The sequence below is a fragment of the Streptococcus sp. KR genome (assembly GCF_002238115.1).
Lineage (GTDB): Bacteria > Bacillota > Bacilli > Lactobacillales > Streptococcaceae > Streptococcus.
Genome location: NZ_NGVM01000010.1, coordinates 29,812 through 54,465 on the forward strand (window position 1 = coordinate 29,812; position 24,654 = coordinate 54,465).

At 41.6% G+C, this 24,654-nt stretch carries 26 protein-coding genes and 1 pseudogene; 23 read left to right on the top strand and 4 right to left on the bottom strand.

Going from position 1 to position 24,654, the window contains the following annotated elements:
* Positions 1-8: 8 nt before the first annotated feature.
* The 22 genes and pseudogenes from pepV (at position 9) to CBI42_RS05535 (ending at position 17,775) form a co-directional block, all read left to right on the top strand.
* On the top strand, positions 9-1,409 hold the full coding sequence (gene pepV / locus CBI42_RS05430; protein ID WP_094753440.1) for a dipeptidase PepV: 1,401 nt from the start codon (positions 9-11) through the stop codon (positions 1,407-1,409).
* A 53-nt stretch (positions 1,410-1,462) separates the two neighbouring features.
* Entirely contained in the window at positions 1,463-2,041 is a 579-nt protein-coding gene (locus CBI42_RS05435; protein ID WP_094753441.1) for a uracil-DNA glycosylase family protein, read from the top strand.
* 114 nt (positions 2,042-2,155) lie between these two features.
* A complete protein-coding gene (locus CBI42_RS05440; protein WP_094753442.1) occupies positions 2,156-2,443 on the top strand; it encodes a rhodanese-like domain-containing protein in 288 nt (95 codons plus the stop codon).
* 170 nt (positions 2,444-2,613) lie between these two features.
* Positions 2,614-3,939 carry a branched-chain amino acid transport system II carrier protein gene (gene brnQ / locus CBI42_RS05445; RefSeq protein ID WP_179211367.1) on the top strand — a complete coding sequence of 442 codons (1,326 nt, stop codon included), beginning with the start codon at positions 2,614-2,616 and terminating at the stop codon, positions 3,937-3,939.
* Positions 3,940-4,036: 97 nt separating this feature from the next.
* Complete coding sequence (locus CBI42_RS05450) at positions 4,037-5,074, top strand: M42 family metallopeptidase (protein ID WP_094753444.1); 1,038 nt, start codon at positions 4,037-4,039, stop codon at positions 5,072-5,074.
* Between the two features lies 1 nt (position 5,075).
* On the top strand, positions 5,076-5,546 hold the full coding sequence (locus tag CBI42_RS05455) for an HIT family protein (RefSeq protein ID WP_094753445.1): 471 nt from the start codon (positions 5,076-5,078) through the stop codon (positions 5,544-5,546).
* 2 nt (positions 5,547-5,548) lie between these two features.
* Complete coding sequence (gene ldcB, locus CBI42_RS05460; RefSeq protein ID WP_094753446.1) at positions 5,549-6,265, top strand: LD-carboxypeptidase LdcB/DacB; 717 nt, start codon at positions 5,549-5,551, stop codon at positions 6,263-6,265.
* 122 nt (positions 6,266-6,387) lie between these two features.
* A complete protein-coding gene (rplK, locus tag CBI42_RS05465) occupies positions 6,388-6,813 on the top strand; it encodes a 50S ribosomal protein L11 (RefSeq protein ID WP_001085807.1) in 426 nt (141 codons plus the stop codon).
* Positions 6,814-6,910: 97 nt separating this feature from the next.
* Positions 6,911-7,600: a 50S ribosomal protein L1 gene (gene rplA, locus CBI42_RS05470; protein WP_001085675.1), complete on the top strand. Its 690-nt coding sequence runs from the start codon at positions 6,911-6,913 to the stop codon at positions 7,598-7,600.
* Positions 7,601-8,087: 487 nt separating this feature from the next.
* A complete protein-coding gene (locus tag CBI42_RS05475; RefSeq protein ID WP_049510675.1) occupies positions 8,088-8,846 on the top strand; it encodes a class I SAM-dependent methyltransferase in 759 nt (252 codons plus the stop codon).
* Between the two features lie 86 nt (positions 8,847-8,932).
* The gene (locus tag CBI42_RS05480) at positions 8,933-9,445 is read left to right on the top strand and encodes an adenine phosphoribosyltransferase (protein WP_049510674.1); all 513 of its coding nucleotides are present in this window, start codon (positions 8,933-8,935) and stop codon (positions 9,443-9,445) included.
* Between the two features lie 182 nt (positions 9,446-9,627).
* Positions 9,628-10,572 (top strand): homoserine O-acetyltransferase MetA, encoded by a 945-nt coding sequence (gene metA, locus CBI42_RS05485; RefSeq protein ID WP_049510673.1) that lies wholly within the window; start codon positions 9,628-9,630, stop codon positions 10,570-10,572.
* Between the two features lie 8 nt (positions 10,573-10,580).
* Positions 10,581-11,258, top strand: a complete 678-nt coding sequence (locus CBI42_RS05490; protein ID WP_070478550.1) for a DnaD domain-containing protein — start codon at positions 10,581-10,583, stop codon at positions 11,256-11,258.
* A 97-nt stretch (positions 11,259-11,355) separates the two neighbouring features.
* The gene (tpiA, locus tag CBI42_RS05495; protein ID WP_000087893.1) at positions 11,356-12,114 is read left to right on the top strand and encodes a triose-phosphate isomerase; all 759 of its coding nucleotides are present in this window, start codon (positions 11,356-11,358) and stop codon (positions 12,112-12,114) included.
* Between the two features lie 75 nt (positions 12,115-12,189).
* Positions 12,190-12,601 (top strand): annotated as a pseudogene (locus CBI42_RS05500) (ATP-binding cassette domain-containing protein); the annotation flags it as partial.
* Between the two features lie 151 nt (positions 12,602-12,752).
* On the top strand, positions 12,753-13,271 hold the full coding sequence (locus tag CBI42_RS05505; protein WP_094753447.1) for a Dps family protein: 519 nt from the start codon (positions 12,753-12,755) through the stop codon (positions 13,269-13,271).
* A 207-nt stretch (positions 13,272-13,478) separates the two neighbouring features.
* Positions 13,479-13,817 (top strand): zinc ribbon domain-containing protein YjdM, encoded by a 339-nt coding sequence (locus CBI42_RS05510; protein WP_001061596.1) that lies wholly within the window; start codon positions 13,479-13,481, stop codon positions 13,815-13,817.
* 2 nt (positions 13,818-13,819) lie between these two features.
* A complete protein-coding gene (locus CBI42_RS05515) occupies positions 13,820-14,449 on the top strand; it encodes a Pr6Pr family membrane protein (protein WP_094753448.1) in 630 nt (209 codons plus the stop codon).
* A 123-nt stretch (positions 14,450-14,572) separates the two neighbouring features.
* On the top strand, positions 14,573-15,724 hold the full coding sequence (locus CBI42_RS05520; protein WP_094753449.1) for an MFS transporter: 1,152 nt from the start codon (positions 14,573-14,575) through the stop codon (positions 15,722-15,724).
* Positions 15,725-15,823: 99 nt separating this feature from the next.
* Positions 15,824-16,573 carry a tRNA pseudouridine(38-40) synthase TruA gene (truA, locus tag CBI42_RS05525; protein ID WP_061589878.1) on the top strand — a complete coding sequence of 250 codons (750 nt, stop codon included), beginning with the start codon at positions 15,824-15,826 and terminating at the stop codon, positions 16,571-16,573.
* A complete protein-coding gene (locus CBI42_RS05530; protein WP_094753450.1) occupies positions 16,563-17,336 on the top strand; it encodes a bifunctional hydroxymethylpyrimidine kinase/phosphomethylpyrimidine kinase in 774 nt (257 codons plus the stop codon). Before truA ends, CBI42_RS05530 begins: the two co-directional genes overlap by 11 nt.
* Positions 17,314-17,775: an ECF transporter S component gene (locus tag CBI42_RS05535; protein ID WP_094753451.1), complete on the top strand. Its 462-nt coding sequence runs from the start codon at positions 17,314-17,316 to the stop codon at positions 17,773-17,775. The genes CBI42_RS05530 and CBI42_RS05535 overlap by 23 nt, the downstream gene beginning before the upstream one ends.
* A gap of 206 nt (positions 17,776-17,981) precedes the next feature.
* On the opposite strand, the gene CBI42_RS05540 is transcribed toward CBI42_RS05535, so the two are convergent.
* From CBI42_RS05540 to CBI42_RS05555, 4 genes are all read right to left on the bottom strand, one after another.
* On the bottom strand, positions 17,982-19,064 hold the full coding sequence (locus tag CBI42_RS05540; RefSeq protein WP_094753452.1) for a M24 family metallopeptidase: 1,083 nt from the start codon (positions 19,062-19,064) through the stop codon (positions 17,982-17,984).
* Between the two features lie 127 nt (positions 19,065-19,191).
* Positions 19,192-19,974 (bottom strand): lipid II isoglutaminyl synthase subunit GatD, encoded by a 783-nt coding sequence (gatD, locus tag CBI42_RS05545; protein WP_042750421.1) that lies wholly within the window; start codon positions 19,972-19,974, stop codon positions 19,192-19,194.
* Positions 19,974-21,317 (bottom strand): lipid II isoglutaminyl synthase subunit MurT, encoded by a 1,344-nt coding sequence (gene murT, locus CBI42_RS05550; protein WP_049510659.1) that lies wholly within the window; start codon positions 21,315-21,317, stop codon positions 19,974-19,976. The genes gatD and murT overlap by 1 nt, the downstream gene beginning before the upstream one ends.
* Positions 21,318-21,415: 98 nt before the next feature.
* Entirely contained in the window at positions 21,416-22,732 is a 1,317-nt protein-coding gene (locus tag CBI42_RS05555; protein ID WP_094753453.1) for an FAD-containing oxidoreductase, read from the bottom strand.
* Positions 22,733-23,061: 329 nt separating this feature from the next.
* Between CBI42_RS05555 and CBI42_RS05560 the strand changes: the two genes are divergently transcribed.
* On the top strand, positions 23,062-24,636 hold the full coding sequence (locus CBI42_RS05560) for a DEAD/DEAH box helicase (RefSeq protein ID WP_094753454.1): 1,575 nt from the start codon (positions 23,062-23,064) through the stop codon (positions 24,634-24,636).
* Positions 24,637-24,654: the final 18 nt, after the last annotated feature.

Genomic DNA, 24,654 nt, shown 5'->3' on the forward strand with positions numbered 1-24,654 from the left:
AAGATAATATGACAGCAATTGATTTTACAGCAGAAGTAGAAAAACGCAAAGAAGACCTCTTGGCTGACTTATTTAGCCTTTTAGAAATCAACTCAGAACGAGATGATAGCAAGGTTGATGCTGAGCATCCATTTGGGCCTGGTCCAGTAAAAGCCTTGGAGAAATTCCTTGAAATCGCAGACCGTGATGGATATCCAACTAAGAATGTTGATAACTACGCAGGACATTTTGAGTTTGGTGATGGAGAAGAAGTTCTCGGAATCTTTGCTCATATGGATGTGGTGCCTGCTGGTAGCGGTTGGGACACAGACCCTTACACACCAACTATCAAAGATGGTCGTCTTTATGCGCGTGGTTCTTCTGATGACAAGGGACCTACAACAGCTTGTTACTATGGTTTGAAAATCATCAAAGAATTGGGCCTTCCAACTTCTAAAAAAGTTCGCTTCATCGTTGGAACGGACGAAGAATCAGGCTGGGCAGACATGGACTACTACTTCGAGCATGTAGGACTTGCGAAACCAGACTTTGGCTTCTCTCCAGACGCTGAATTCCCTATCATCAACGGTGAAAAAGGAAATATCACGGAATATCTCCACTTTGCAAGTGAAAATGCAGGTGCTGCCCGTCTTCATAGTTTCACAGGTGGTTTGCGTGAAAATATGGTGCCTGAATCAGCAACAGCGGTTGTTTCAGGCGACTTGGCTGACTTGCAAGCTAAACTAGATACTTTTGTTGCAGAACACAAACTTAGAGGAGAACTCCAAGAAGAAGCTGGTCAATACAAGGTGACGATCATTGGTAAATCAGCCCATGGTGCTATGCCTGCTTCAGGTGTTAATGGTGCAACTTACCTTGCCCTCTTCCTTAGCCAGTTTGACTTTGCTGGTTCAGCCAAAGACTACCTTGACATCGCTGGTAAAATTCTCTTGAACGACCATGAGGGTGAAAATCTCAAGATTGCTCATGTGGATGAAAAGATGGGTGCTCTTTCTATGAATGCAGGAGTCTTCCGCTTCGATGAAACAAGTGCTGACAATACCATTGCCCTTAATATCCGCTATCCAAAAGGAACAAGTCCAGAACAAATCAAGTCAATCCTTGAAAACTTGCCAGTTGCTTCTGTTAGCCTTTCTGAACACGGTCATACCCCTCACTATGTGCCAATGGAAGATCCACTTGTGCAAACCTTGTTGAATGTTTATGAAAAACAAACTGGTCTTAAAGGTCACGAGCAAGTCATCGGTGGTGGAACCTTTGGTCGTTTGCTCGAACGCGGAGTTGCCTACGGTGCCATGTTCCCAGACTCAATTGACACCATGCACCAAGCCAATGAATTTATCGCCTTGGATGATCTCTTCCGAGCAGCAGCAATTTATGCCGAAGCTATTTATGAATTGATCAAATAAAACGATAGAAGTCTGAGATCTTATGCTTAGACTTCTTTTTGGAGGGAAAGTAGATGTCTCAAATTGAAAGAATCAAGCAGGCTATTATGGCGGATCCACAGAATGTCGACTATACAAAGCGTGGCATTGAGCCTCTCTTTGCAGCGCCAAAGACTGCTCGCATCAATATCATCGGTCAAGCGCCTGGTCTTAAAACCCAAGAAGCAGGCCTTTACTGGAAGGACAAAAGTGGCGATCGTTTGCGGGACTGGCTAGGTGTGGATGAAGATACCTTTTACAACTCAGGTTATTTTGCTGTTCTGCCTATGGATTTTTACTTTCCAGGACATGGTAAGTCAGGTGACCTGCCACCTCGAGCTGGCTTTGCCGAAAAATGGCATCCGCAGCTCTTGCAAGAATTACCAGATATCCAATTAACACTCTTGATTGGCCAGTACGCCCAAGCCTACTATTTACAGGAGAAAGTCAGTGGCAAGGTGACAGAACGGGTAAAACATTACCAGAACTACTTGCCAACCTATTTTCCACTAGTTCATCCCTCACCGCGAAATCAAATCTGGATGGCCAAAAATCCTTGGTTTGAGTCAGAAGTGGTGCCAGATTTGAAAAAAAGAATTAAAACCATTTTATAGTCAATGAAAATCAAAGAGCAAACTAGGAAGCTAGCCGCAGGCTGTACTTGAGTACGGTAAGGCGACGCTGATGTGGTTTGAATTTGATTTTCGAAGAGTATTAGGAGAAAAAGAATGAAAGAAATAACCTTTGACGCATTTTACCAGCTTTACCAAAATGACCAACTTTCTCTAGTGGACGTGAGAGAAGTGGAGGAGTTTGAAGCTCTTCATTTAGAAGGTGCCCAGAATCTTCCTCTGAGTCAATTAGCTGATACTTATGATCAATTGGACAAGGATCAGTTACATTATGTTATTTGTAAATCTGGAATGAGATCGGCGCGTGCTTGCCAATTCCTAGCTGACCAAGGTTATGAGGTTATCAATGTCCAAGGTGGAATGATGACTTTTGAAGAACTGTAAACAGTAGAATTTTCTCCTACTTAGTGTGATCTTGGTAGGGGATTTTATTTTTAGACAATTCTCATTTTTAAGAATCTTGAAAACATTCAATATTTACTTCGTGAAGCTTTTTTCATACTCCTATTCATGATATACTAGGTCAGTATTTTATAAATATGAAGGAGATTTTCATGGCTAAAAAAGGTGCCCTAACAGGTTTACTCCTGTTTGGAATATTTTTTGGTGCGGGGAACTTGATTTTTCCGCCTTCTCTAGGTGCTCTATCTGGAGAACATTTTCTTCCTGCTATCGCAGGTTTTGTCTTTTCAGGCGTCGGTATCGCCGTCTTGACTCTTATTATTGGAACGCTAAATCCTAAAGGATATATCTACGAGATTTCTACAAAGATAGCGCCTTGGTTTGCGACTCTATACCTCTCAGTTCTTTACTTGTCAATCGGTCCATTCTTTGCTATACCACGTACAGCTACAACAGCTTACGAAGTAGGGATTAGCCCTCTTTTATCGGATGCAAATAAAGGTCTTGGTTTGATTGTCTTTACAGTTCTGTATTTTGCAGCAGCCTATTTGATTTCGCTTAATCCATCAAAAATCTTAGACCGTATCGGCCGTATTTTAACGCCAGTCTTTGCAATCTTGATTGTTATCTTGGTTGTTCTGGGAGCTTTCAAATACGGTGGAACAAGTCCTCAAGCTTCTTCAGCTGCTTATCAAGCTTCTGCCTTTGGGACAGGTTTCCTAGAAGGTTACAATACCTTGGACGCCCTTGCTTCAGTTGCCTTTAGCGTAATTGCAGTTCAAACCTTGAAACAACTTGGATTTTCAAGTAAGAAAGAATACATTTCGACTATTTGGGTGATTGGTATCGTTGTTGCCCTTGCCTTTAGCGCTCTTTACATCGGTTTAGGTTTCCTTGGAAATCATTTCCCAGTACCAGCTGAAGCAATGAAGGGTGGAACACCAGGTGTTTACATCTTGTCACAAGCTACTCAAGAAATCTTTGGCTCAACAGCCCAACTCTTCCTTGCAGCTATGGTTACCGTAACCTGCTTCACAACAACAGTTGGTTTGATTGTGTCAACAGCTGAGTTCTTTAATGAACGCTTCCCACAAATCAGCTACAAGGTTTATGCGACAGCCTTTACCTTGATCGGATTTGCCATTGCTAATTTGGGTCTTGATGCGATTATCAAGTACTCCATTCCAGTACTGGTTATCTTGTACCCAATCACGATTGCTATCGTTATGATTGTCATTGTCAACAAATTTGTAGCTCTTTCAAAACCAGGTATGCAGCTGACAATTGCTGTTGTTACAGCTATTGCCATTGCAAGCGTATTAGGAAGCTCGTTTAAGGTTGAGTTTCTTGCGAATCTTGTCAATGCTCTTCCTTTTGCCAAGGCATCACTCCCATGGTTAGTACCAGCCGTTGTCGGAATCTTGCTCTCATTGGTTCTACCAAACAAGCAAGAAAGCGATGTTTTTGAGATGGAATAATCACTAAAATCACTTTTGTAGCCAAGTCTACAGGAGTGATTTTCTTTTTTTATCCGATGATAAATGTGTTATAATAGGTAGCAAAAGAGGTGAAGAAATGAATCAAACAGTAGAATACATCAAAGAACTGACAGCCATTGCGTCGCCAACGGGCTTCACTCGGGAGATTTCGGACTATTTAGTCAAGACTCTAGAAGGTTTTGGTTACCAGCCGGTTCGCACAGCTAAGGGTGGTGTCAATGTGACCATTAAAGGTCAAAATGATGAAGAGCATCGCTATGTGACTGCCCATGTGGATACGCTGGGGGCCATTGTCCGTGCTGTCAAACCAGACGGTCGTCTCAAAATGGACCGTATCGGTGGTTTTCCTTGGAACATGATTGAAGGTGAAAACTGTACCGTTCATGTAGCTAGCACAGGTCAAAAGCTATCAGGAACCATCCTTATCCACCAAACTTCTTGCCATGTCTATAAGGATGCAGGAACTGCAGAACGCACCCAGGACAATATGGAAGTGCGTTTGGACGCCAAAGTAACAAATGAAAAAGAAACTCGTGCTCTTGGCATTGAGGTCGGTGATTTTATCAGTTTTGACTCACGAACTGTTGTGACGGATACAGGTTTTATCAAGTCTCGTCATTTGGATGACAAGGTCAGCGCAGCGATTTTGCTTAATCTGCTTCGTGTTTATAAGGAAGAGAAGATTGAATTGCCCGTAACAACCCATTTTGCTTTTTCAGTCTTCGAAGAAGTGGGGCACGGTGCTAACTCTAATATTCCTGCTCAGGTAGTAGAATATCTGGCTGTGGATATGGGAGCTATGGGGGATGATCAGCAAACAGACGAATATACAGTGTCTATCTGTGTCAAGGATGCTTCTGGACCTTATCACTATGACTTCCGTCAACATTTGGTTGCTTTGGCTAAAGAGCAAGATATTCCATTTAAACTGGATATCTATCCATTTTATGGTTCGGACGCTTCAGCAGCTATGTCTGCAGGGGCAGAAGTCAAACACGCCCTTCTCGGTGCTGGTATCGAGTCTAGCCATTCTTATGAGCGTACTCATATTGACTCGGTTGTCGCAACGGAACGTATGGTTGATGCTTATCTTAAGAGCGCATTGGTAGACTAATATGTGTTTGATTTGCCAGAGAATTGAACTCATCAAGAAGGGAGAAAATCCCTATTTTGTCAAAGAGTTGGAAACAGGCTATCTTGTGATCGGTGACCACCAGTATTTTGCAGGCTATAGTCTCTTTCTAGCCAAGGAACATGTCACCGAATTGCACCATTTGAAAAAGGAGACAAGACTCCGTTTTCTAGAAGAAATGAGTTTAGTCCAAGAGGCAGTTGCCAAGGCCTTTGCTGCTGAGAAAATGAATATCGAACTGCTAGGAAATGGTGATGCCCATCTTCATTGGCATCTTTTTCCTAGACGAAGAGGTGACATGAATGGTCACGGTCTCAAGGGGCGTGGGCCAGTCTGGTGGGTTCCCTTTGAAGAAATGACAGCAGAAACCTGCCAAGCAAAACCGGATGAGATTAAAAAATTAGTCAATTGTTTATCGCCAGAAGTAGACAACCTATTAGAAATAAAGGAGTAGAAATGAAAAAAAGATACCTTGTCTTGACAGCCTTGCTAGCCTTGGGTCTAGCAGCTTGTTCACAAGAAAAAGCAAAAAATGAAGATGGAGCAGCTAAGACAGAACAAACAGCCAAAGTTGATGGAACAGTCGGAAATAAGTCTCAAGAAGCTACCCAGAAAAAAGCAGAAGTGGTTAATAAGGGTGACTACTACAGTATCCAAGGGAAATACGATGAAATCATCGTAGCAAATAAACACTATCCATTATCGAAAGACTACAATCCAGGTGAAAATCCAACAGCCAAGGCTGAGTTGGTCAAACTCATCAAAGCGATGCAAGAGGCAGGCTTCCCAATTAGTGATCAATACAGTGGTTTTAGAAGTTACGAGACTCAGACTAACCTCTATCAAGATTATGTCAATAAAGATGGAAAGGCTGCAGCAGACCGTTACTCTGCCCGCCCTGGCTATAGCGAGCACCAGACAGGCTTGGCCTTTGATGTGATTGGGACAAATGGTGATTTGGTGACAGAAGAAAAAGCGGCCCAATGGCTCTTGGACCATGCGGCTGATTATGGTTTTGTTGTCCGTTATCTTAAAGGTAAGGAAAAGGAAACAGGCTATATGGCTGAGGAATGGCACCTTCGTTATGTCGGAAAAGAGGCTAAAGAGATTGCAGCTAGTGGCCTCAGTTTGGAAGAGTATTTCGGCTTTGAAGGTGGAGATTACGTCGATTAAAAAATAAACTTTTCTCTTGCAATTCCAGATAAATAGTGTATAATAGATGAGTATGTGTAAAGCATACTTGTGGGAGGTAAAAATCTTTAATTACCGCCAAAACCACAAAGGAGGATTTAAAAATGGCTAAAAAAGTCGAAAAACTTGTAAAATTGCAAATCCCTGCTGGTAAAGCTACACCAGCTCCACCGGTTGGACCTGCTCTTGGTCAAGCTGGTATCAACATCATGGGATTCACAAAAGAGTTCAACGCTCGTACAGCTGACCAAGCTGGTATGATCATTCCAGTTGTTATCTCAGTTTACGAAGATAAATCATTTACTTTTATCACTAAAACACCACCAGCTGCTGTTCTTTTGAAAAAAGCTGCAGGTGTTGAAAAAGGATCAGGTACACCTAACAAAACAAAAGTTGCTACAGTTACTCGTGCACAAGTACAAGAAATTGCAGAAACTAAGATGCCAGATTTGAACGCAGCAAACGTAGAGTCTGCAATGCGTATGATCGAAGGTACTGCTCGTTCTATGGGATTCACTGTTGTTGACTAATCAATAACACCCCCAATATAACCCGCAAGACTTCATCATTTCGAGAAGTGACGTGGGAGATGAAAATCGATTGAACCACTTACAAGGAGAATAGAAAATGGCTAAAAAAAGCAAACAACTTCGTGCTGCTCTTGAGAAAATCGACAGCACAAAAGCATACAGCGTAGAAGAAGCTGTAGCACTTGCAAAAGAAACTAACTTTGCAAAATTTGACGCAACTGTAGAAGTTGCTTACAACTTGAACATCGACGTTAAAAAAGCTGACCAACAAATCCGTGGAGCAATGGTATTGCCAAACGGTACTGGTAAAACTTCACGCGTTCTTGTTTTCGCACGTGGTGCAAAAGCTGAAGAAGCAAAAGCTGCTGGTGCAGACTTTGTTGGTGAAGATGACCTTGTTGCTAAAATCAACGACGGTTGGTTGGACTTCGACGTAGTTATCGCTACACCTGATATGATGGCTCTTGTTGGACGTCTTGGACGTGTCCTTGGGCCACGTAACTTGATGCCAAACCCTAAAACTGGTACTGTAACTATGGATGTTGCTAAAGCAGTTGAAGAGTCTAAAGGTGGTAAAATCACTTACCGTGCTGACCGTGCAGGTAACGTTCAAGCAATCATCGGTAAAGTATCATTTGAAGCTGAAAAATTGGTTGAAAACTTCAAAGCTTTCAACGAAACAATCCAAAAAGCAAAACCAGCTACAGCTAAAGGAACTTACGTAACAAACTTGACTATCACAACTACTCAAGGTGTTGGTATCAAAGTTGACGTAAACTCACTTTAATCAGTAGTTTATATCAGAGAACGAGTACGAAAGTGCTCGTTTTTTTAGTTACGACGGGCATTTCGTTCATCTGAGGTGTAAGTCCTCTGTGGGTACCATATACTAGTAAACCCAAAAGTGATTCCCAAGCCTGACTATTGTGAGTAGCTGATCGAACGGCATTAGGATAGACTGTTTAAGTCTGACGTTGGAAATAATAATCGGCAGAGAAAGAGATAGAGAAATCTTGGCTATACGAATAGGCACGTAATAGTAAAGCGTAGATAGCGGATAAGGAGGCCAGCAACTCTAAAGTACAAATATGTTGTCGTAACCTATATGCGTAAACTACGTGAGCAATTGAATTAGAACTAGAGAGGTGATTAATAGATTTATGCTATAGTCATGGCAGCTTGTATGCTTTTGATTCTAGTTTATCAAATAATAGATTAGAATTGTCAGACAATATCATTTTATGTTATAATGAAGAAAAAACAGAGGTGTTCAAATGTCAGAAGCAGGTCATAAGTTTTTAGCAAAACTGGGGAAAAAACGCTTACGTCCAGGTGGAAAACGTGCCACAGATTGGTTAATTGCGGAAGGAGGATTTTCAAAAGAAAAGAGAATACTAGAAGTTGCCTGCAATAGGGGAACTACAGCAATTGAGTTGGCACAGCGTTTTGGTTGCAAAATAACTGCTATTGATATGGATGGACAAGCCTTAGAAGTGGCTAAAAAATCTGCTGAAACGGCAGGTGTTGGTCATTTGATCAGATTTGAAAGAGCCAATGCAATGAAACTTCCTTATGAAGATGCTAGTTTTGATATTGTTATAAATGAAGCTATGCTGACTATGCAAGCCGATCAAGCTAAGAAAAAATGTGTAATGGAATATCTAAGGGTTTTAAAACCTGGAGGCCTTCTCTTGACACATGATGTGCTTCTTAAGGAAGCTAAAGAGTCTGTCAGACAGGAATTATCACAAGCAATTCATGTAAATGTAGGTCCCTTAACTCAAGATGGTTGGGAGCAAGTGATGATAGAATCAGGTTATCGTGATGTGAAAGTATTGACTGGGGAAATGACATTAATGAAATTATCAGGTATGATTTATGACGAAGGTTGGCTAGGAACTTTGAAAATTTGCGTAAATGCTTGTAAAAAGGAGAATAGAAAGCAGTTTTTAACTATGTATAAAATGTTTGCTAAGAATAAACAGAAATTGGGTTTTATTGCGATGGCTAGTTATAAATCGTCAAATCGTTAGATAATTATTGAAGTTAACTTTTCTTTTTTTCTTTCTTAAAAAATATGCTATAATAGAGAGTAAAAAACTTTGAAAGAAAGAAAAAGATGAATTTAAAAGATTACATTGCAACAATTGAAAATTATCCAAAGGAAGGTATTACTTTCCGAGATATCAGTCCTTTGATGGCTGATGGAAATGCTTATAGCTATGCTGTTCGTGAAATCGTTCAATATGCTACTGACAAGAAAATTGATATGATTGTGGGACCTGAGGCTCGTGGTTTTATCGTGGGCTGCCCAGTTGCCTTTGAGTTAGGAATTGGTTTTGCGCCTGTTCGTAAGCCAGGTAAATTGCCACGCGAAGTCATTTCTGCTGACTATGAAAAAGAGTACGGTATTGATACCTTGACTATGCATGCTGACGCCATCAAGCCAGGTCAACGTGTTCTTATCGTAGATGACCTCTTGGCAACAGGTGGAACTGTTAAGGCAACCATCGAGATGATTGAAAAACTTGGTGGTGTTGTAGCAGGTTGTGCCTTCCTTGTTGAATTGGATGACTTGAACGGCCGTGAAAAAATCGGTGACTACGATTACAAAGTTCTTATGCATTATTAATGAAAAACAGTCCCTAGGGCTGTTTTCTCTACATTAGGATATAAAAATAGACTATAGCTAGTTAGAGAAAAACTATAATTGAAAACTATATCTTCTTGCAGTATAATAAAAGGACTAAGTGTTTGAGATTTGACTTCAAACATATGCAATTATTCCTGAAAGAGTACAGTTAGGAGAGGGTTATGCCGATTCGAATTGATAAAAAATTGCCAGCTGTTGAGATTTTACGGACAGAGAACATCTTTGTCATGGATGATCAACGTGCGGCCCACCAAGATATTCGTCCCTTGAAAATTTTGATTTTAAACCTAATGCCCAAAAAAGTGGTCACAGAGACCCAGTTGTTGCGGCATTTAGCAAACACTCCTTTGCAATTGGACATAGACTTTCTCTATATGGAGAGTCACCGTTCCAAGACGACTCGTGCAGAGCATATGGAGACCTTTTATAAAACTTTTCCAGAAGTCAAGGATGAGTATTTTGATGGGATGATTATCACAGGGGCACCAGTTGAGCATTTACCATTTGAGGAAGTAGACTATTGGGAGGAATTTAGCCAGGTGCTTGAGTGGTCTAAGACCCATGTCTATTCGACCCTTCATATCTGTTGGGGAGCTCAGGCTGGACTCTATCTTCGCTATGGAGTGGAAAAACACCAGATGGACAGTAAGTTATCGGGTATCTATCCTCAGGACACTTTAAAGGAAGGGCATCTTCTCTTTAGAGGATTTGACGATAGCTACGTATCCCCTCATTCTCGGCATACGGAGATTTCTAAGGAAGAAGTCTTAAATAAAACCAATCTTGAGATTTTATCAGAGGGCCCGCAGGTTGGGGTTTCGATTTTGGCCAGTCGGGATTTACGAGAAATTTATAGTTTTGGGCATTTGGAGTATGACCGTGATACCTTGGCAAAAGAGTATTTTAGGGATCGTGATGCAGGTTTAGACCCACATATTCCAGAAAATTACTTTAAGGATGATGATGTTAATCAGACACCTTGTCTTTGTTGGTCTTCATCAGCAGCCCTCTTTTTCAGTAACTGGGTGAATTATGCGGTCTATCAGGAAACCCCTTTTGACTGGAGAAAAATAGAAGATGATGCATCCGCATTTGGGTATTTATAAGAGGAATTATGACATATTTAGACGCTTTTAAATCAGGGAACTTGGTTTTACCGAGTGCCCTGCTCTTGCATTTTAAGGAACTCTTTCCTTCTAGCGACGATTTTCTGGTCTGGCAATTTTTCTATTTGCAAAATACGACAGGCTTGGATGAAATGTCGCCAAGCCAGATTGCTGAAAGGATTGGCAAGGAGATTTCGGATGTCAATCAGGCCATTTCCAATCTGACGGAGAGGGGACTGCTTCAGTATCGAACCATCGAATTAAATGGTGAAATCGAATTGCTTTTTGATGCTAGTTTAGCTTTGGAACGTTTGGATGACTTGTTTGGAGTTGCTCATTCGAATTCAGATCAGTTGACACCTCAAAATCAACTCAAGGATTTGGTGGAAACCTTCCAACAGGAGTTGGGGCGCTTGTTGACGCCTTTTGAGATTGAGGATTTGACCAAGACACTAAAGGAAGATGGAACCAGTGCTGACTTGATTAAGGAAGCTCTTCGTGAAGCGGTTTTGAATGGAAAACCAAACTGGAAGTACATTCAGGCGATTTTAAGAAACTGGCGCCATGAAGGCATCAAAAGTGTGGCTCAAGTGGAGGCTAAACGAGCAGATAGAGAAGCAAGCAATCCTCAGTTGACACAGGTATCTGCAGATTTCAGAAATGCTATGGATCTCTGGAAGGATTAATCCATGTAAGCAGGCTTGAAATCCGAGTAAGATTTGCAAGCTGTGTATAATTGTGATAAAATAAATAGAAAATAAATTGAAAAAAGAGGTATGTGAAATGTCACGTAAACCATTTATCGCTGGTAACTGGAAAATGAACAAAAATCCAGAAGAAGCTAAAGCATTTGTTGAAGCAGTTGCATCAAAACTTCCTTCATCAGATCTTGTTGAAGCAGGTATCGCGGCTCCAGCTCTTGATTTGACAACTGTTCTTGCTGCTGCAAAAGGCTCAAACCTTAAAGTTGCTGCTCAAAACTGCTACTTTGAAAATGCAGGTGCTTTCACTGGTGAAACAAGCCCACAAGTTTTGAAAGAAATCGGTACAGACTACGTTGTTATCGGTCACTCAGAACGCCGTGACTACTTCCATGAAACTGACGAAGACATCAACAAAAAAGCAAAAGCAATCTTTGCAAACGGTATGCTTCCAATCATCTGTTGTGGTGAGTCACTTGAAACTTACGAAGCTGGTAAAGCTGCTGAGTTTGTAGGTGCTCAAGTATCGGCTGCATTGGCTGGATTGACTGCTGAACAAGTTGCTGCATCAGTTATCGCTTATGAGCCAATCTGGGCTATCGGTACTGGTAAATCAGCTTCACAAGACGACGCACAAAAAATGTGTAAAGTTGTTCGTGACGTTGTAGCTGCTGACTTCGGTCAAGAAGTTGCAGACAAAGTTCGTGTTCAATACGGTGGTTCTGTTAAACCTGAAAACGTTGCTTCATACATGGCTTGCCCAGACGTTGACGGTGCCCTTGTTGGTGGTGCGTCACTTGAAGCTGAAAGCTTCTTGGCATTGCTTGATTTTGTAAAATAATCGACTCTTTATCAACATTATTGGGTTGAAGAAAAGCTAAAATCGAGAAAGGACAAATATCGTCCTTTCTTTTTTGCTATTAAAGCGGCTAATATAGACCATTTTATTCGAACTCTTCCTGGTGGTTACAATATAGAGATGAACCAAGACTCCAGTAATATTTCCCTCGGGCACAAACAACTGTTGACCATCGCGCGTGCTCTCCTAGACAATTCTAAAATTCTTATTTTGAGTGAAGCGACTTCCTCTGTTGACACCTGTTTGGAACTCTTGATTCAAAAAGCTATGAAACGCTTGATGAAAGGAAGGACTAGCCTTGTCATCGCCCGCTGTCTCTAGATCATTCAAGAAGCAAATGAGATTCTCGTTCTTAAGGATGGACAGATTATTGAGTAGGGAAATCACGAAAGTGTACTCCAAGCGAAAGGTTTTTTATTATGATCTTTACCATAGCCAATTTTCAAGTAAATCTTATAAAGTGAGCTGATCAGAACTAACTAAACTTTTCTTAAATTATCAGTCTATTGCAACTTTTCTCATGTGAGTCTTTTGGCTTGCTATTGGTTTTCCTTAGTAGTATACTAAGAGAGTAACCAGTAAGAAGTGGTTACAAATAATAATGAATGAGGTAAAATAAAATGGTAGAATTGAAAAAAGAAGCAGTAAAAGACGTAACGTCATTGACAAAAGCAGCGCCAGTAGCATTGGCAAAAACAAAGGAAGTCTTGAACCAAGCTGTTGCTGATTTGTACGTAGCTCACGTTGCCTTGCACCAAGTGCACTGGTACATGCGTGGTCGTGGTTTCCTTGTATGGCATCCAAAAATGGATGAGTACATGGATGCTCTTGATGGTCACTTGGATGAAATCAGCGAACGTTTAATTACCCTTGGTGGCAAACCTTACTCAACTTTGACAGAATTCCTTCAACATAGTGAAATCGAAGAAGAAGAAGGAGAATTCCGTAGTGTTGAAGAAAGCTTGGAACGTGTCCTAGATGTTTATCGTTATCTCATCACTCTGTTCCAAAAAGCTTTGGATGTTACTGATGAAGAAGGTGATGATGTGACAAACGATATCTTTGTTGGTGCTAAAGCTGAACTTGAGAAAACGGTTTGGATGCTTGCGGCAGAACTTGGACAAGCACCTGGTTTGTAAGATAAATGCATCCCTTTCTATCATGAGTTTCTGTATCACTACTCATGATAAACTATCTTTTAAAAATCATGTAGCAGACAAAGTTACATGATTTTTTCTTTGCTTCTCCGGCGACTCATTTGTCAAAATGCTGATTTTAAGGTATAATAGTTGCTGTTCGAGAAATTTTGATTTTCAAAGAATAGTGAATGATGATAAGGAGAAACCATGAACAACCTACCAAATTGCCCAAAATGTAACTCAGAGTATGTCTACGAAGACGGTGCCCTACTGGTTTGCCCAGAGTGTGCTTATGAGTGGAATCCTGCTGAAGTTGCAGATGTAGAAGAGGGCCTTGTTGCTATCGATGCCAACGGGAATAAATTGGCTGACGGTGATACTGTAACCCTCATCAAGGACTTGAAAGTAAAAGGTGCGCCAAAAGATTTGAAACAAGGGACGCGCGTGAAAAATATCCGCATCGTAGAAGGCGACCACAATATCGACTGTAAAATCGATGGCTTTGGTGCCATGAAACTCAAATCAGAGTTTGTGAAGAAAATTTAAGCATGTCAAAGCACTATAAACTAGTATTTTATAGCCGTATCTTCTTGTTTCTAGCGGCTTTTACGGGAGTTTATCTTGAAATCGCCAAGCATGGTGGCTTTGGGATGTTGCTCTATTATACGGTTCTGTCCAACCTTTTAGTCGCGATTTTTACGCTCTATCTCCTAAAGGTTATGAGCCGTTTAGGTGAAAACTGGCAAAGGCCAAGCCTCTTGCGCTTAAAAGGTGGGGTCACCATGAGTATCATGATTACCTGTGTGATTTACCATTTCCTCCTGGCGCCCATTGCGACTAATTTCTATACCCTAGAAAATTTCCTTTGCCACTATATCGTTCCCCTCTGGTTTTTAGCAGATACCCTCTTTTTTGACAAACAGGGTCAATACAAGATTTGGGATCCAATTGTGTGGACGATTTTACCCTTGCTTTATATGATTTTTGCTCTTTTTAATGGCTTGGTACTGAAACTTGATGTTCCTAATTCTAAGGTCAGTCCCTTCCCTTACTTCTTTTTGAATGTAAACAAGGGTTGGGATGTCGTGTTCAAGTGGTGTCTGATTATCTTTGTTGCCTATATGGTGGCAGGATTTATCTTCTACTTTATTAAGCAAATCAAGAGAGAGTCATCCTAAGATACAAGGGATTCATTTTTAGTTTAAGAAGGAGTCTGTACACCAAAGAGGCTTCTTCTTTTCTTGCTTGTTTGATAACTATCAAAAAAGTAGAAGATTGAGAGAAATATAGAAAGAGATTTCATGAAACAATTTTTAGAACGGGCCAGTATTTTGGCTCTCTCCCTCGTTTTGATTACATCCTTTTCCATCTCGAGTGCCCTGCCAGCTATGTTTGACTATTATCAATGCTACCCTAAGGAACAAATTGAGCTCTTGGCGAGCTTGCCTTCCTTCGGGATCATGATTATGTTACTACTAAATGGCATCTTAGAAAAAATATTTCCTGAGCGCTTACAGATTAGTTTGGGCTTGCTGATTTTATCACTGAGTGGAACAGCACCCTTTTGGTATCAAGCCTACCCCTTTGTTTTTGGAACACGGATTCTTTTTGGTTTGGGTGTTGGGATGATCAATGCCAAGGCTATTTCTATTATCAGTGAACGTTATCAAGGCAAAACGCGGATTCAGATGTTGGGGCTACGTGGCTCTGCAGAGGTCGTTGGAGCCTCTCTCATTACCTTGGCAGTCGGCCAGTTGTTGGCCTTTGGTTGGACAGCTACCTTCCTAGCCTATAGTGCTGGATTTTTGGTGCTGACCCTTTATCTGCTCTTTGTCCCTTATGGAAAGGAAAAGAAAGAAGTCAAGAAAAAGGAGAAGGAAGCAAGTCGCTTAACTCGGGAAATGAAAGGCTTGATTTTTATCCTAGCTATCGAAGCGGCAGTTGTAGTTTGTACCAATACAGCTATTACCATCCGTATTCCAAGTTTGATGGTGGAAAGAGGGCTTGGAGATGCCCAGTTATCTAGTTTTGTTCTTAGTGTCATGCAGTTAATCGGGATTGTGGCTGGTGTGAGTTTCTCTTTCTTGATTTCTATCTTTAAAGAGAAATTGCTCCTATGGTCAGGTATTACCTTTGGCTTAGGGCAAATTGTGATTGCCTTGTCTCCATCCTTGTGGGTGGTAGTGGCAGGAAGCATTCTTGCTGGTTTTGCCTACAGTGTAGCCTTGACGACGGTCTTTCAACTGGTCTCTGAACGAATTCCAGCCAAACTCCTCAATCAAGCAACTTCCTTTGCTGTATTAGGCTGTAGTTTCGGAGCCTTTACGACACCATTCGTTCTAGGTGCGATTGGCTTACTAACTCACAATGGGATGTTGGTCTTTGCTATCTTAGGATCTTGGTTAATTGTAACCTCTATCTTTGTCATGTACCTACTTCAAAAGAGAGCTTAGGATTGGTTTCCTAAGTTTTTCTTTTTGTGAATTTTGTACCCAGACACTATTTGTTTTAAACCCTTGTTTACAGCTTATTTTCTTGATACAATAGAAGTTATGACGAGATATAAAGCAACTATTTCCTATGATGGTTACGCCTTTGCTGGTTTTCAGCGCCAGCCTCATGCGCGTAGTGTTCAGGAAGAAATTGAAAAAACCTTGACCAGGTTAAATAAAGGGCAAGCTATTACTGTTCACGGTGCTGGTAGGACAGATAGTGGGGTTCATGCTCTGGGACAGGTCATTCATTTTGACTTGCCTTATCAAATGGATGAGGAGAAGCTCCGTTTTGCTTTGGACACCCAGTCTCCTGAAGATATTGATGTGATTTCGATTGAGCTTGTGGCGGATGATTTTCATTGCCGTTATGCTAAGCACAGTAAGACCTATGAGTTTATCGTGGATAGGGGCCGTCCCAAGAATCCTATGCGCCGTCACTATGCCACTCACTTTCCCTATCCACTCGATGTGGAACGGATGCAGGAGGCTGTCAATAAATTAGAAGGTACTCATAATTTCACCGGCTTTACAGCCTCTGGGACTAGTGTAGAGGATAAGGTTCGCACCATCACAGAAGCTAGTTTAACAGTTGATGAAACAGGTCAGTTTTTGACCTTTACCTTTTCAGGAAATGGTTTCTTGTATAAGCAGATTCGCAATATGGTGGGGACACTGCTCAAAATCGGCAATAACCGCATGCCGGTAGAGCAGATTGACCTCATCTTGGAGAAGAAGGACAGGCAGCTTGCAGGTCCCACGGCGGCACCAAATGGCTTGTATTTAAAGGAGATTCGTTATGAAGAATAATCGTATTTTAGCACTTTCTGGAAATGATATTTTTAGTGGTGGTGGTTTGTCAGCTGATTTGGCTACCTATACTTTGAACGGCTTGCATGGCTTTGTAGCAGTGACTTGTTTGACAGCCTTGACGGAAAAGGGCTTTGAAGTTTTTCCAACTGACGATACCATTTTTCAACATGAATTAGATAGCTTGCGTGATGTGGAGTTTGCAGGGATTAAGATTGGTCTTCTACCAACTGTCAGTGTAGCTGAGAAGGCATTGGACTTTATCAAGCAACGTCCAGGAGTGCCTGTGGTATTGGATCCTGTCTTGGTCTGCAAGGAAACGCATGATGTAGCTGTAAGTGAGCTCTGTCAAGAATTGATTCGCTTTTTCCCTCATGTCAGTGTGATTACGCCTAATCTTCCTGAAGCAGAATTATTAGCAGATCAAGAGATTAAAACCCTTGAAGATATGAAAACTGCAGCACAGAAATTGCATGACTTAGGAGCGCCAGCAGTCATTATCAAGGGAGGCAATCGCCTTAGTCAGGACAAGGCTGTAGATGTCTTTTATGATGGACAAAACTTTACGGTCCTAGAAAATCCTGTCATCCAAGGGCAAAATGCTGGTGCAGGTTGTACCTTTGCTTCTAGCATTGCCAGTCACTTGCTTAAAGGTGATGAACTTTTACCAGCAGTAGAAAGCTCTAAGGCTTTCGTTTACCGTGCCATTGCACAAGCAGATCAGTATGGAGTAAGACAATATGAAGCAAACCAAAACAACTAAAATCGCCCTTGTATCCCTATTAACCGCCCTCTCTGTGGTTTTAGGTTATTTCTTAAAAATTCCAACACCGACAGGCATTCTAACTCTTTTAGATGCGGGTGTCTTCTTTACGGCCTTCTACTTTGGTAGTCGCGAAGGGGCTGTAGTCGGAGGACTAGCAGGTTTCTTGATTGACCTCTTATCAGGCTATCCTCAGTGGATGTTCTTTAGCTTGGTCAACCATGGCTTGCAGGGATTTTTCGCAGGATTTAAAGGAAAAACTCAGTGGTTAGGCCTTATCTTAGCAACGATTGCCATGGTAGGGGGTTACGCCTTGGGTTCTACTTTGATGAATGGCTGGGCATCAGCCCTACCAGAAATTCTACCAAATTTCATGCAAAATATAGTAGGGATGATTGTAGGATTTATTATTAGTCAAAGTATCAAGAAGATTAAGTAATACTCTTCGAAAATCTCTTCAAACCACGTCAGCTTCACCTTGCCGTACTCAAGTACAGCCTGCGGCTAGCTTCCTAGTTTGCACTTTGATTTTCATTGAGTATAAAGAGGCTGAGTCAAAAGTCTTAAAAATAAGAAAAACGCATAGTATCAGGTGTTGAAAACTTGATATTATGCGTTTTATTGTGGGAAGATTTTCGAAGAATATTAATCAAAATAAAGCAAGTCTTTGCTGGTGCTTGTAAAGAGGTCGAAGCCGTCCTTAGTAACAACACCGCAGTCTTCGATACGGACACCGACTTTACCAGGGATATAGATACCTGGTTCAACAGAGAAGCACATGCCTTCTTCGATGATCATATCGTTTCCTTCCATGATAGATGGGAATTCATGAACATCCATACCGATACCGTGACCAAGACGGTGGTTGAAGTACTCACCATAACCAGCTTTTTCGATGACCTCACGGGCAGCGCGGTCCACTTCATGAGCAGTCACACCTGGTTTGATAAAGTCAAGAGCAGCTTGTTGGGCTTCAAGAGTCAAGTTGTAAATATATTTCTTGAATTGGTCTGGTTTGCCGACAGCGACTGTACGAGTCATATCTGACGCATAGCCATTGACCAGAACACCCAGGTCAAAGAGGAGAAGAGCATCCTTTTCAACCTTGTTGGCTGCTGGAATACCGTGTGGATTTGCAGCATTATCACCGGTCAAGACCATGGTATCAAAACTCATTTCATAGCCTTCACGTTTCATGGCAAAGTCAATTTGGGCGATGATATCTGTCTCAGTCTTATCAAGAGAAATATTGTCAAAACCAACCTTAACAGCTTTGTCCGCATAGAGACCTGCAACCATCATTTTTTGCACTTCGTCAGCTGATTTGACGAGGCGCATGCGTTGGATACGAGGAGTGAGGTTGTCAAACTCAGCAGTTTCAAAAACTGTTTTCAAGCCATGGTATTTGGTCAAGATGAGATTGTCAAACTCAACAGCGACACGTTTGAAATCAAGCTGTGGAAGAGCATGTTTCATTTTTTGCCATGGATTTTCAGAATCCACATAGCCCACAACTAGGAAGGAAACAGTGCTGCTTGCACGCTCAACTTCAAGGGCTGGGACAAAGAGGAGGGGTTCCTGATCCGCTAGGACAAAAAGGAACATTTGGCGTTCATGGGGATCACTGTAAAAGCCAGTGAGGTAATTGATTGTGACGGGGTCAGATACGACAGCGACGTCTAGTTTTTCTGATTCAAGATATGTTACGATTTGTTGTAATTTAGACATATGCTACCTTCTTTCTACCCCTCTATTTTGGCAAAAAATGAGAGAAAATGCAAGGGAGAAGGGTTAAAGAAAAGACAAAAAGAACTCCGACAAGATAACGGAGTTCTTTGATATCATTTTCCTTTGTTTAAGAAAAGTCTGCCTTGCTTTTCACGTCGCTGTATTCCTCAGCGATTTCTTGGCTGAGAATGTCCTCATAGGCAGGGAGTTGGATGTCCTGACCATATTTCTTCTTGAGGGCGGTAGTGACTAGGCGATATGCCAGATTGGCATTACGAGAGAGGATAGGCCCGTGGAAGTAGGAACCAAAGACATTCTTATAATGAACCCCTTCGCCGACTTTTTCCTCGTTATTTCCATTTCCATAGACAACCTGTCCCAGTGGTTTTTGATCATCTGAGAGGAAGGTACGGCCCTGATGATTCTCAAATCCATAGTAGGTTTCATTGAAATCTTCATTATGAATTTTGATATCACCGATAAAACGGTTATTGGTCTGGTTGAGGGTGTAGTGGCCCATGACACCTAGCCCTTCGATGCGTCTCCCTGAAGCTTCAACATAATATTGCCCCAATAGTTGGAAACCACCGCAGATAGCCAGAACCACACCGTCGTTTTGGATGTAGTTGTCAATGCTCTCTTTTTTAGCAGGTAGGTCGTCTGCAATAATACTTTGTTCAAAGTCCTGACCGCCACCGAAAAAGGTAATGTCGTAGTGGTTTTCATCAAAATCATCATGAAGTGAAACGATGTCAACTGTCACATAGGCTCCCAATTTTTCAGCAACATACTTGAGCATGAGGATGTTTCCATTGTCCCCATAGGTATTCATGAGGTTTCCGTAGAGGTGGGCAATGTTGAGCTGATAGGGGTAATTGCCATCTTTTGAGGAAAGTGAAGTATAAACCATTAGTTCATCTCCTTTCTAACAATCTGACGACTAGCCAGCAGTTCGCGGAATTCAAGCATAGCAGTATAAGTTGCCAGAATATAAGCATGCTTGCAGTCTTGGTTTTCAATGGTCTTAAGAACTTGTTCCAGACTACTTATTTCAGTGATTTTCTCAGCTGGATAGCCTGTCACTCGGAGGCGACGTGCGATTTCAGAATGACGAACACCGCCAGCGTTAATTTCTGGAATATCCATCTCAGTGATTTGTTCAAAATCAGCATCCCAGATCCAGCTGGTATCAATTCCATCTGCATAGTTGGCATTTAGGAGAACAGATAGGCTAAATGGATAAGGAGCTAGCTTAATCATTTCAATCGCCTGAGTTGCACCGACAGGATTTTTAATCAAAACAAGGGTGCATTCCTTGTCACCGATATGGAAGGTTTCTTGGCGTCCAAAGACAGCACGGCTCTTATCAAATCCTTGCTTGATGAGTTGTGAATCTGCGCCGAGGAAACGGGCGATGGCAACCGCTGCTAGGGCGTTGTAGATATTGTAGAGTCCACCGATTTGAATACCGTATTCTTGTCCGTCAATGACAAAGCGAGAGCGATTGTTGGTCAACTCAACTAGTTCTGTCAAGCGATAGTCGAGATCAGGACGTTTACATCCACAGCCTTCACAGATATAGGCACCCAAGTTTGCATAGGTATTGTGCTCATATTTGAGGATGCCTTGGCAGTCAGGGCAGAGAATTCCTTCTGTATTGTAGTGAGCTTCTCGAGCGGGTCCTTTTTCTAAGTCAAAACCAAAATACTGTACAGGATTTGGAATAGCTGGCTTGTAGAAAAGTGGACTGTCTCCATTAAGGAGAACAGTAGCCGTAGGCACTTTACGAATAGCATCCAAAATCATCTTGTAAGTTGTGTAAATCTCACCATAGCGGTCCATCTGGTCACGGAAGATATTGGTGATGACAAATAAGCTTGGCTGGATATAGTCACAGATACGAGATAGACTGGCCTCGTCGATTTCTAATACTGCAATGTTTTTTCCAGTTTTAGAAGATTTGGCAGTCAGGAAAGTTGTCGCAATCCCTGTAATCATGTTGGCACCGCTTGGATTGGTCAGAACTTGACCATAAACCTCTTTTAAAATGCCGACAGTGAGGGCAGTTGTCAAGGTTTTTCCGTTGGTTCCAGTGATCACGACAATCTCGTAGTTCTTAGCTAGGTTTTGTAAAATATCTTTATCAAATTGAAGGGCGACTTTTCCTGGAAGCGTACTCCCTCGGCCAAGACGGCTTAAAATGAAGTGGGAAGAACGCCCGGCAAGAAGGCCCAAAGTAGTTTTTAATTTCATGTTTCTATTATATCATAAAAGAAGGAAAAGACAGATTTGAGATTTCGCAGAAATAAAAACAGCCCAAGGAGAGCTGTTCGATATGATTAAATCTCAACTTAAATCGCAAACAAGTCATTCAAGTTCTCAGCCAAGGTTGGGTGAGTGAAAATTTGTTTTGTGAAGTAAGTGTAAGGAATCTTGTTGTCCATAGCAACAGTGATGATGTTGATGATTTCTTGAGAACCTTCTGAGAAGATGCTTGCTCCAAGAATTTCTTTTGTTTCAGTATTCACAACAGCTTTGAAAGCTCCACGAAGGTCTCCGTTTACGTGACCACGAGGCATTGCTGCAACAGGAATTTCCTTAACGGCGTATGGAAGTTTCAAATCAGCTGCTTGGCTTTCAGTCAAACCAACTTGTGAAAGTGCAGGTGTGATAAACATGGTGTTTGGTACATTGAGACGGTCTTCAAGTGTGTAGCTGCCATCTCCAGCAAGGTAGCTGTATACAACACGGAAGTCATCAAGTGAAATGTAAGTAAATTGAAGGCCACCGTTGACATCTCCAACTGCAAAGACACCAGGAACGTTTGTTTGACAATGTTTGTCTACTTTAATAGCGCCACGTTCAGTTAGTTCAATATCTGTATTTTCAAGTTGAAGTGGTTCTACATTTGGTTTGCGTCCAGTTGCGTAGAGAAGGGCATCGAAACGGTAAGTTTCATTTTCAGTTACGACAAGGACTTGGTCGCCGTCGTTTTTGATTTCAGTAGTACGGATATTTTGAAGCAATTCAATGCCGTCTTCTTCCATGTATTGTTTAGCAAGCGCTGCAATGGAAGGTTCTGCACGAGGTAGGAAAGTATCCAAGGCATCTAGGACTGTAACCTTGCTTCCAAGTTTGTTGTAAAGGCCGGCAAATTCAAGACCGATATTTCCACCACCAAGGACTCCAAGGTTTTCAGGCAATTTGTCCAAGTTTTGGATACCTGTTGAGTCAAAGACGTTTTTGCTTGTAGCAAGTCCAGGGATTGGCAAGACGTTTGAAACAGCACCAGTGTTGATGACGATTGTTTCAGCAATCAGTTCTTTCTTTTCATCACCAGCTTGGATTTCGATGACTTTATTTGAAAGGAAGTGAGCTTCCGCATCAAAGATATCGACGCCAGTACCAGCAACAGTCGCATAGTTTTTACCGTTGAGGCGACCAGTGATAGTGTTTTTGGTAGCAATGACTTCTTCAAAAGACAAGTCTTTTTCAGCAGCAACTAGCAAAGTCTTAGTTGGGATACAACCAATGTTGATACAAGTTCCACCGTACATAGCTTTGCTACGTTCAATGAGGGCAACTTTTTTGCCAGCTGAAGCCAATTTACCAGCTAGTGTTTTACCAGCTTTACCAAATCCGATAACGATTAAATCATAAGTTAACATTTAGAGTTCCTCCTATTCGAATTTCATTCTAGCACAAGAAAAAAACTTTTGCACAATTCTGCTACGCTTTAAAAAAGTTTATGAAATAGCGGAAATTTCAGCCTCATTTTCTCAGAAAAATCGTTTACATGACTTTATCGATGGATTAGGCTATCTTTTGCTTCTCTCTTGTGTTATACTAGATAGGTTGCAAAGAAAACAGTACTTTTCTTTTGTGGAAAAGAAGCAACACGATTTTATATCCAGTATATGAAAATACGTCATAAAAAGAAAAGTATAAACTAAGCCCTATAGGGTGGCTTCGCACCACCTTTAGAAAGAAGAATAACGTGAAATTTAATGAATTAAACTTGTCTGCTGATTTGCTAGCAGAGATTGAAAAAGCTGGTTTTGTAGAAGCCAGTCCTATCCAAGAACAAACTATTCCCTTGGCTCTTGAAGGTAAGGACGTTATCGGTCAAGCTCAGACTGGTACAGGAAAAACTGCAGCCTTTGGCTTGCCAACCCTTGAAAAAATCCGTACAGAAGAAGCGACCATCCAAGCTTTGGTTATCGCTCCAACTCGTGAACTTGCTGTCCAAAGTCAAGAAGAACTCTTCCGCTTTGGTCGCAGTAAGGGAGTCAAGGTTCGCTCAGTATATGGTGGATCAAGCATTGAAAAACAAATTAAGGCTCTTAAATCTGGTGCCCATATCGTGGTGGGAACTCCAGGTCGCCTCTTGGACTTGATTAAACGCAAGGCCTTGAAATTACAAGATATTAAAACTCTTATCCTTGACGAAGCGGATGAAATGCTCAACATGGGCTTCCTTGAAGACATTGAAGCTATTATCTCCCGTGTCCCTGAAAACCGTCAAACCTTACTTTTCTCAGCAACTATGCCAGATGCCATCAAACGTATCGGTGTTCAATTTATGAAAGAACCTGAGCATGTGAAGATTGCTGCTAAGGAATTGACAACAGAATTGGTTGATCAATACTATATCCGAGTTAAGGAACAAGAAAAATTTGATACCATGACCCGTCTCATGGATGTGGAGCAACCTGAGCTTGCTATCGTATTTGGTCGTACAAAACGCCGTGTAGATGAATTGACTCGTGGTTTGAAAATCCGTGGTTTCCGTGCAGAAGGAATTCATGGTGATTTGGACCAAAACAAACGTCTTCGTGTCCTTCGTGACTTTAAAAATGGCAATCTTGATGTTTTGGTTGCGACAGACGTTGCAGCGCGTGGCTTGGATATTTCAGGTGTGACCCATGTCTATAACTACGATATTCCACAAGATCCTGAAAGTTATGTTCACCGTATCGGTCGTACAGGTCGTGCTGGTAAGTCAGGTCAGTCTATTACTTTTGTATCACCAAATGAAATGGGCTACCTTCAAATCATTGAAAATTTGACTAAGAAACGCATGAAAGGTCTCAAACCTGCAAGTGCAGAAGAAGCCTTCCAAGCAAAAAAACACGTAGCTCTCAAGAAAATCGAACGTGATTTTGCAGATGAGACTATCCGTGCCAACTTTGAGAAATTTGGTAAGGATGCTCGTAAGCTAGCTGCCGAATTTACTCCAGAAGAATTGGCAATGTATATCTTGAGTCTGACTGTTCAAGATCCAGATAGTCTTCCTGAAGTGGAGATTGCGCGTGAAAAACCACTGCCATTTAAACCATCAGGTAATGGCTTCGGTGGTAAAGGTAAGGGAGGTCGTCGTGGAGATGACCGTCGTGATAATCGCCGTGGAGACAACCGTCGTGGTGGTCGTCGTGATGATTTCAAAAAAGGAAGTCGTGGCAATGATCGTTTTGATAAGGAAAAACGTTACCGTAAGGATAATAAAAAACCACGCAATACTTCAAGTGAAAAGCAAACAGGCTTTGTGATTCGTAACAAGGGCGATAAATAAGAAAAAGCGGTTCAAAAT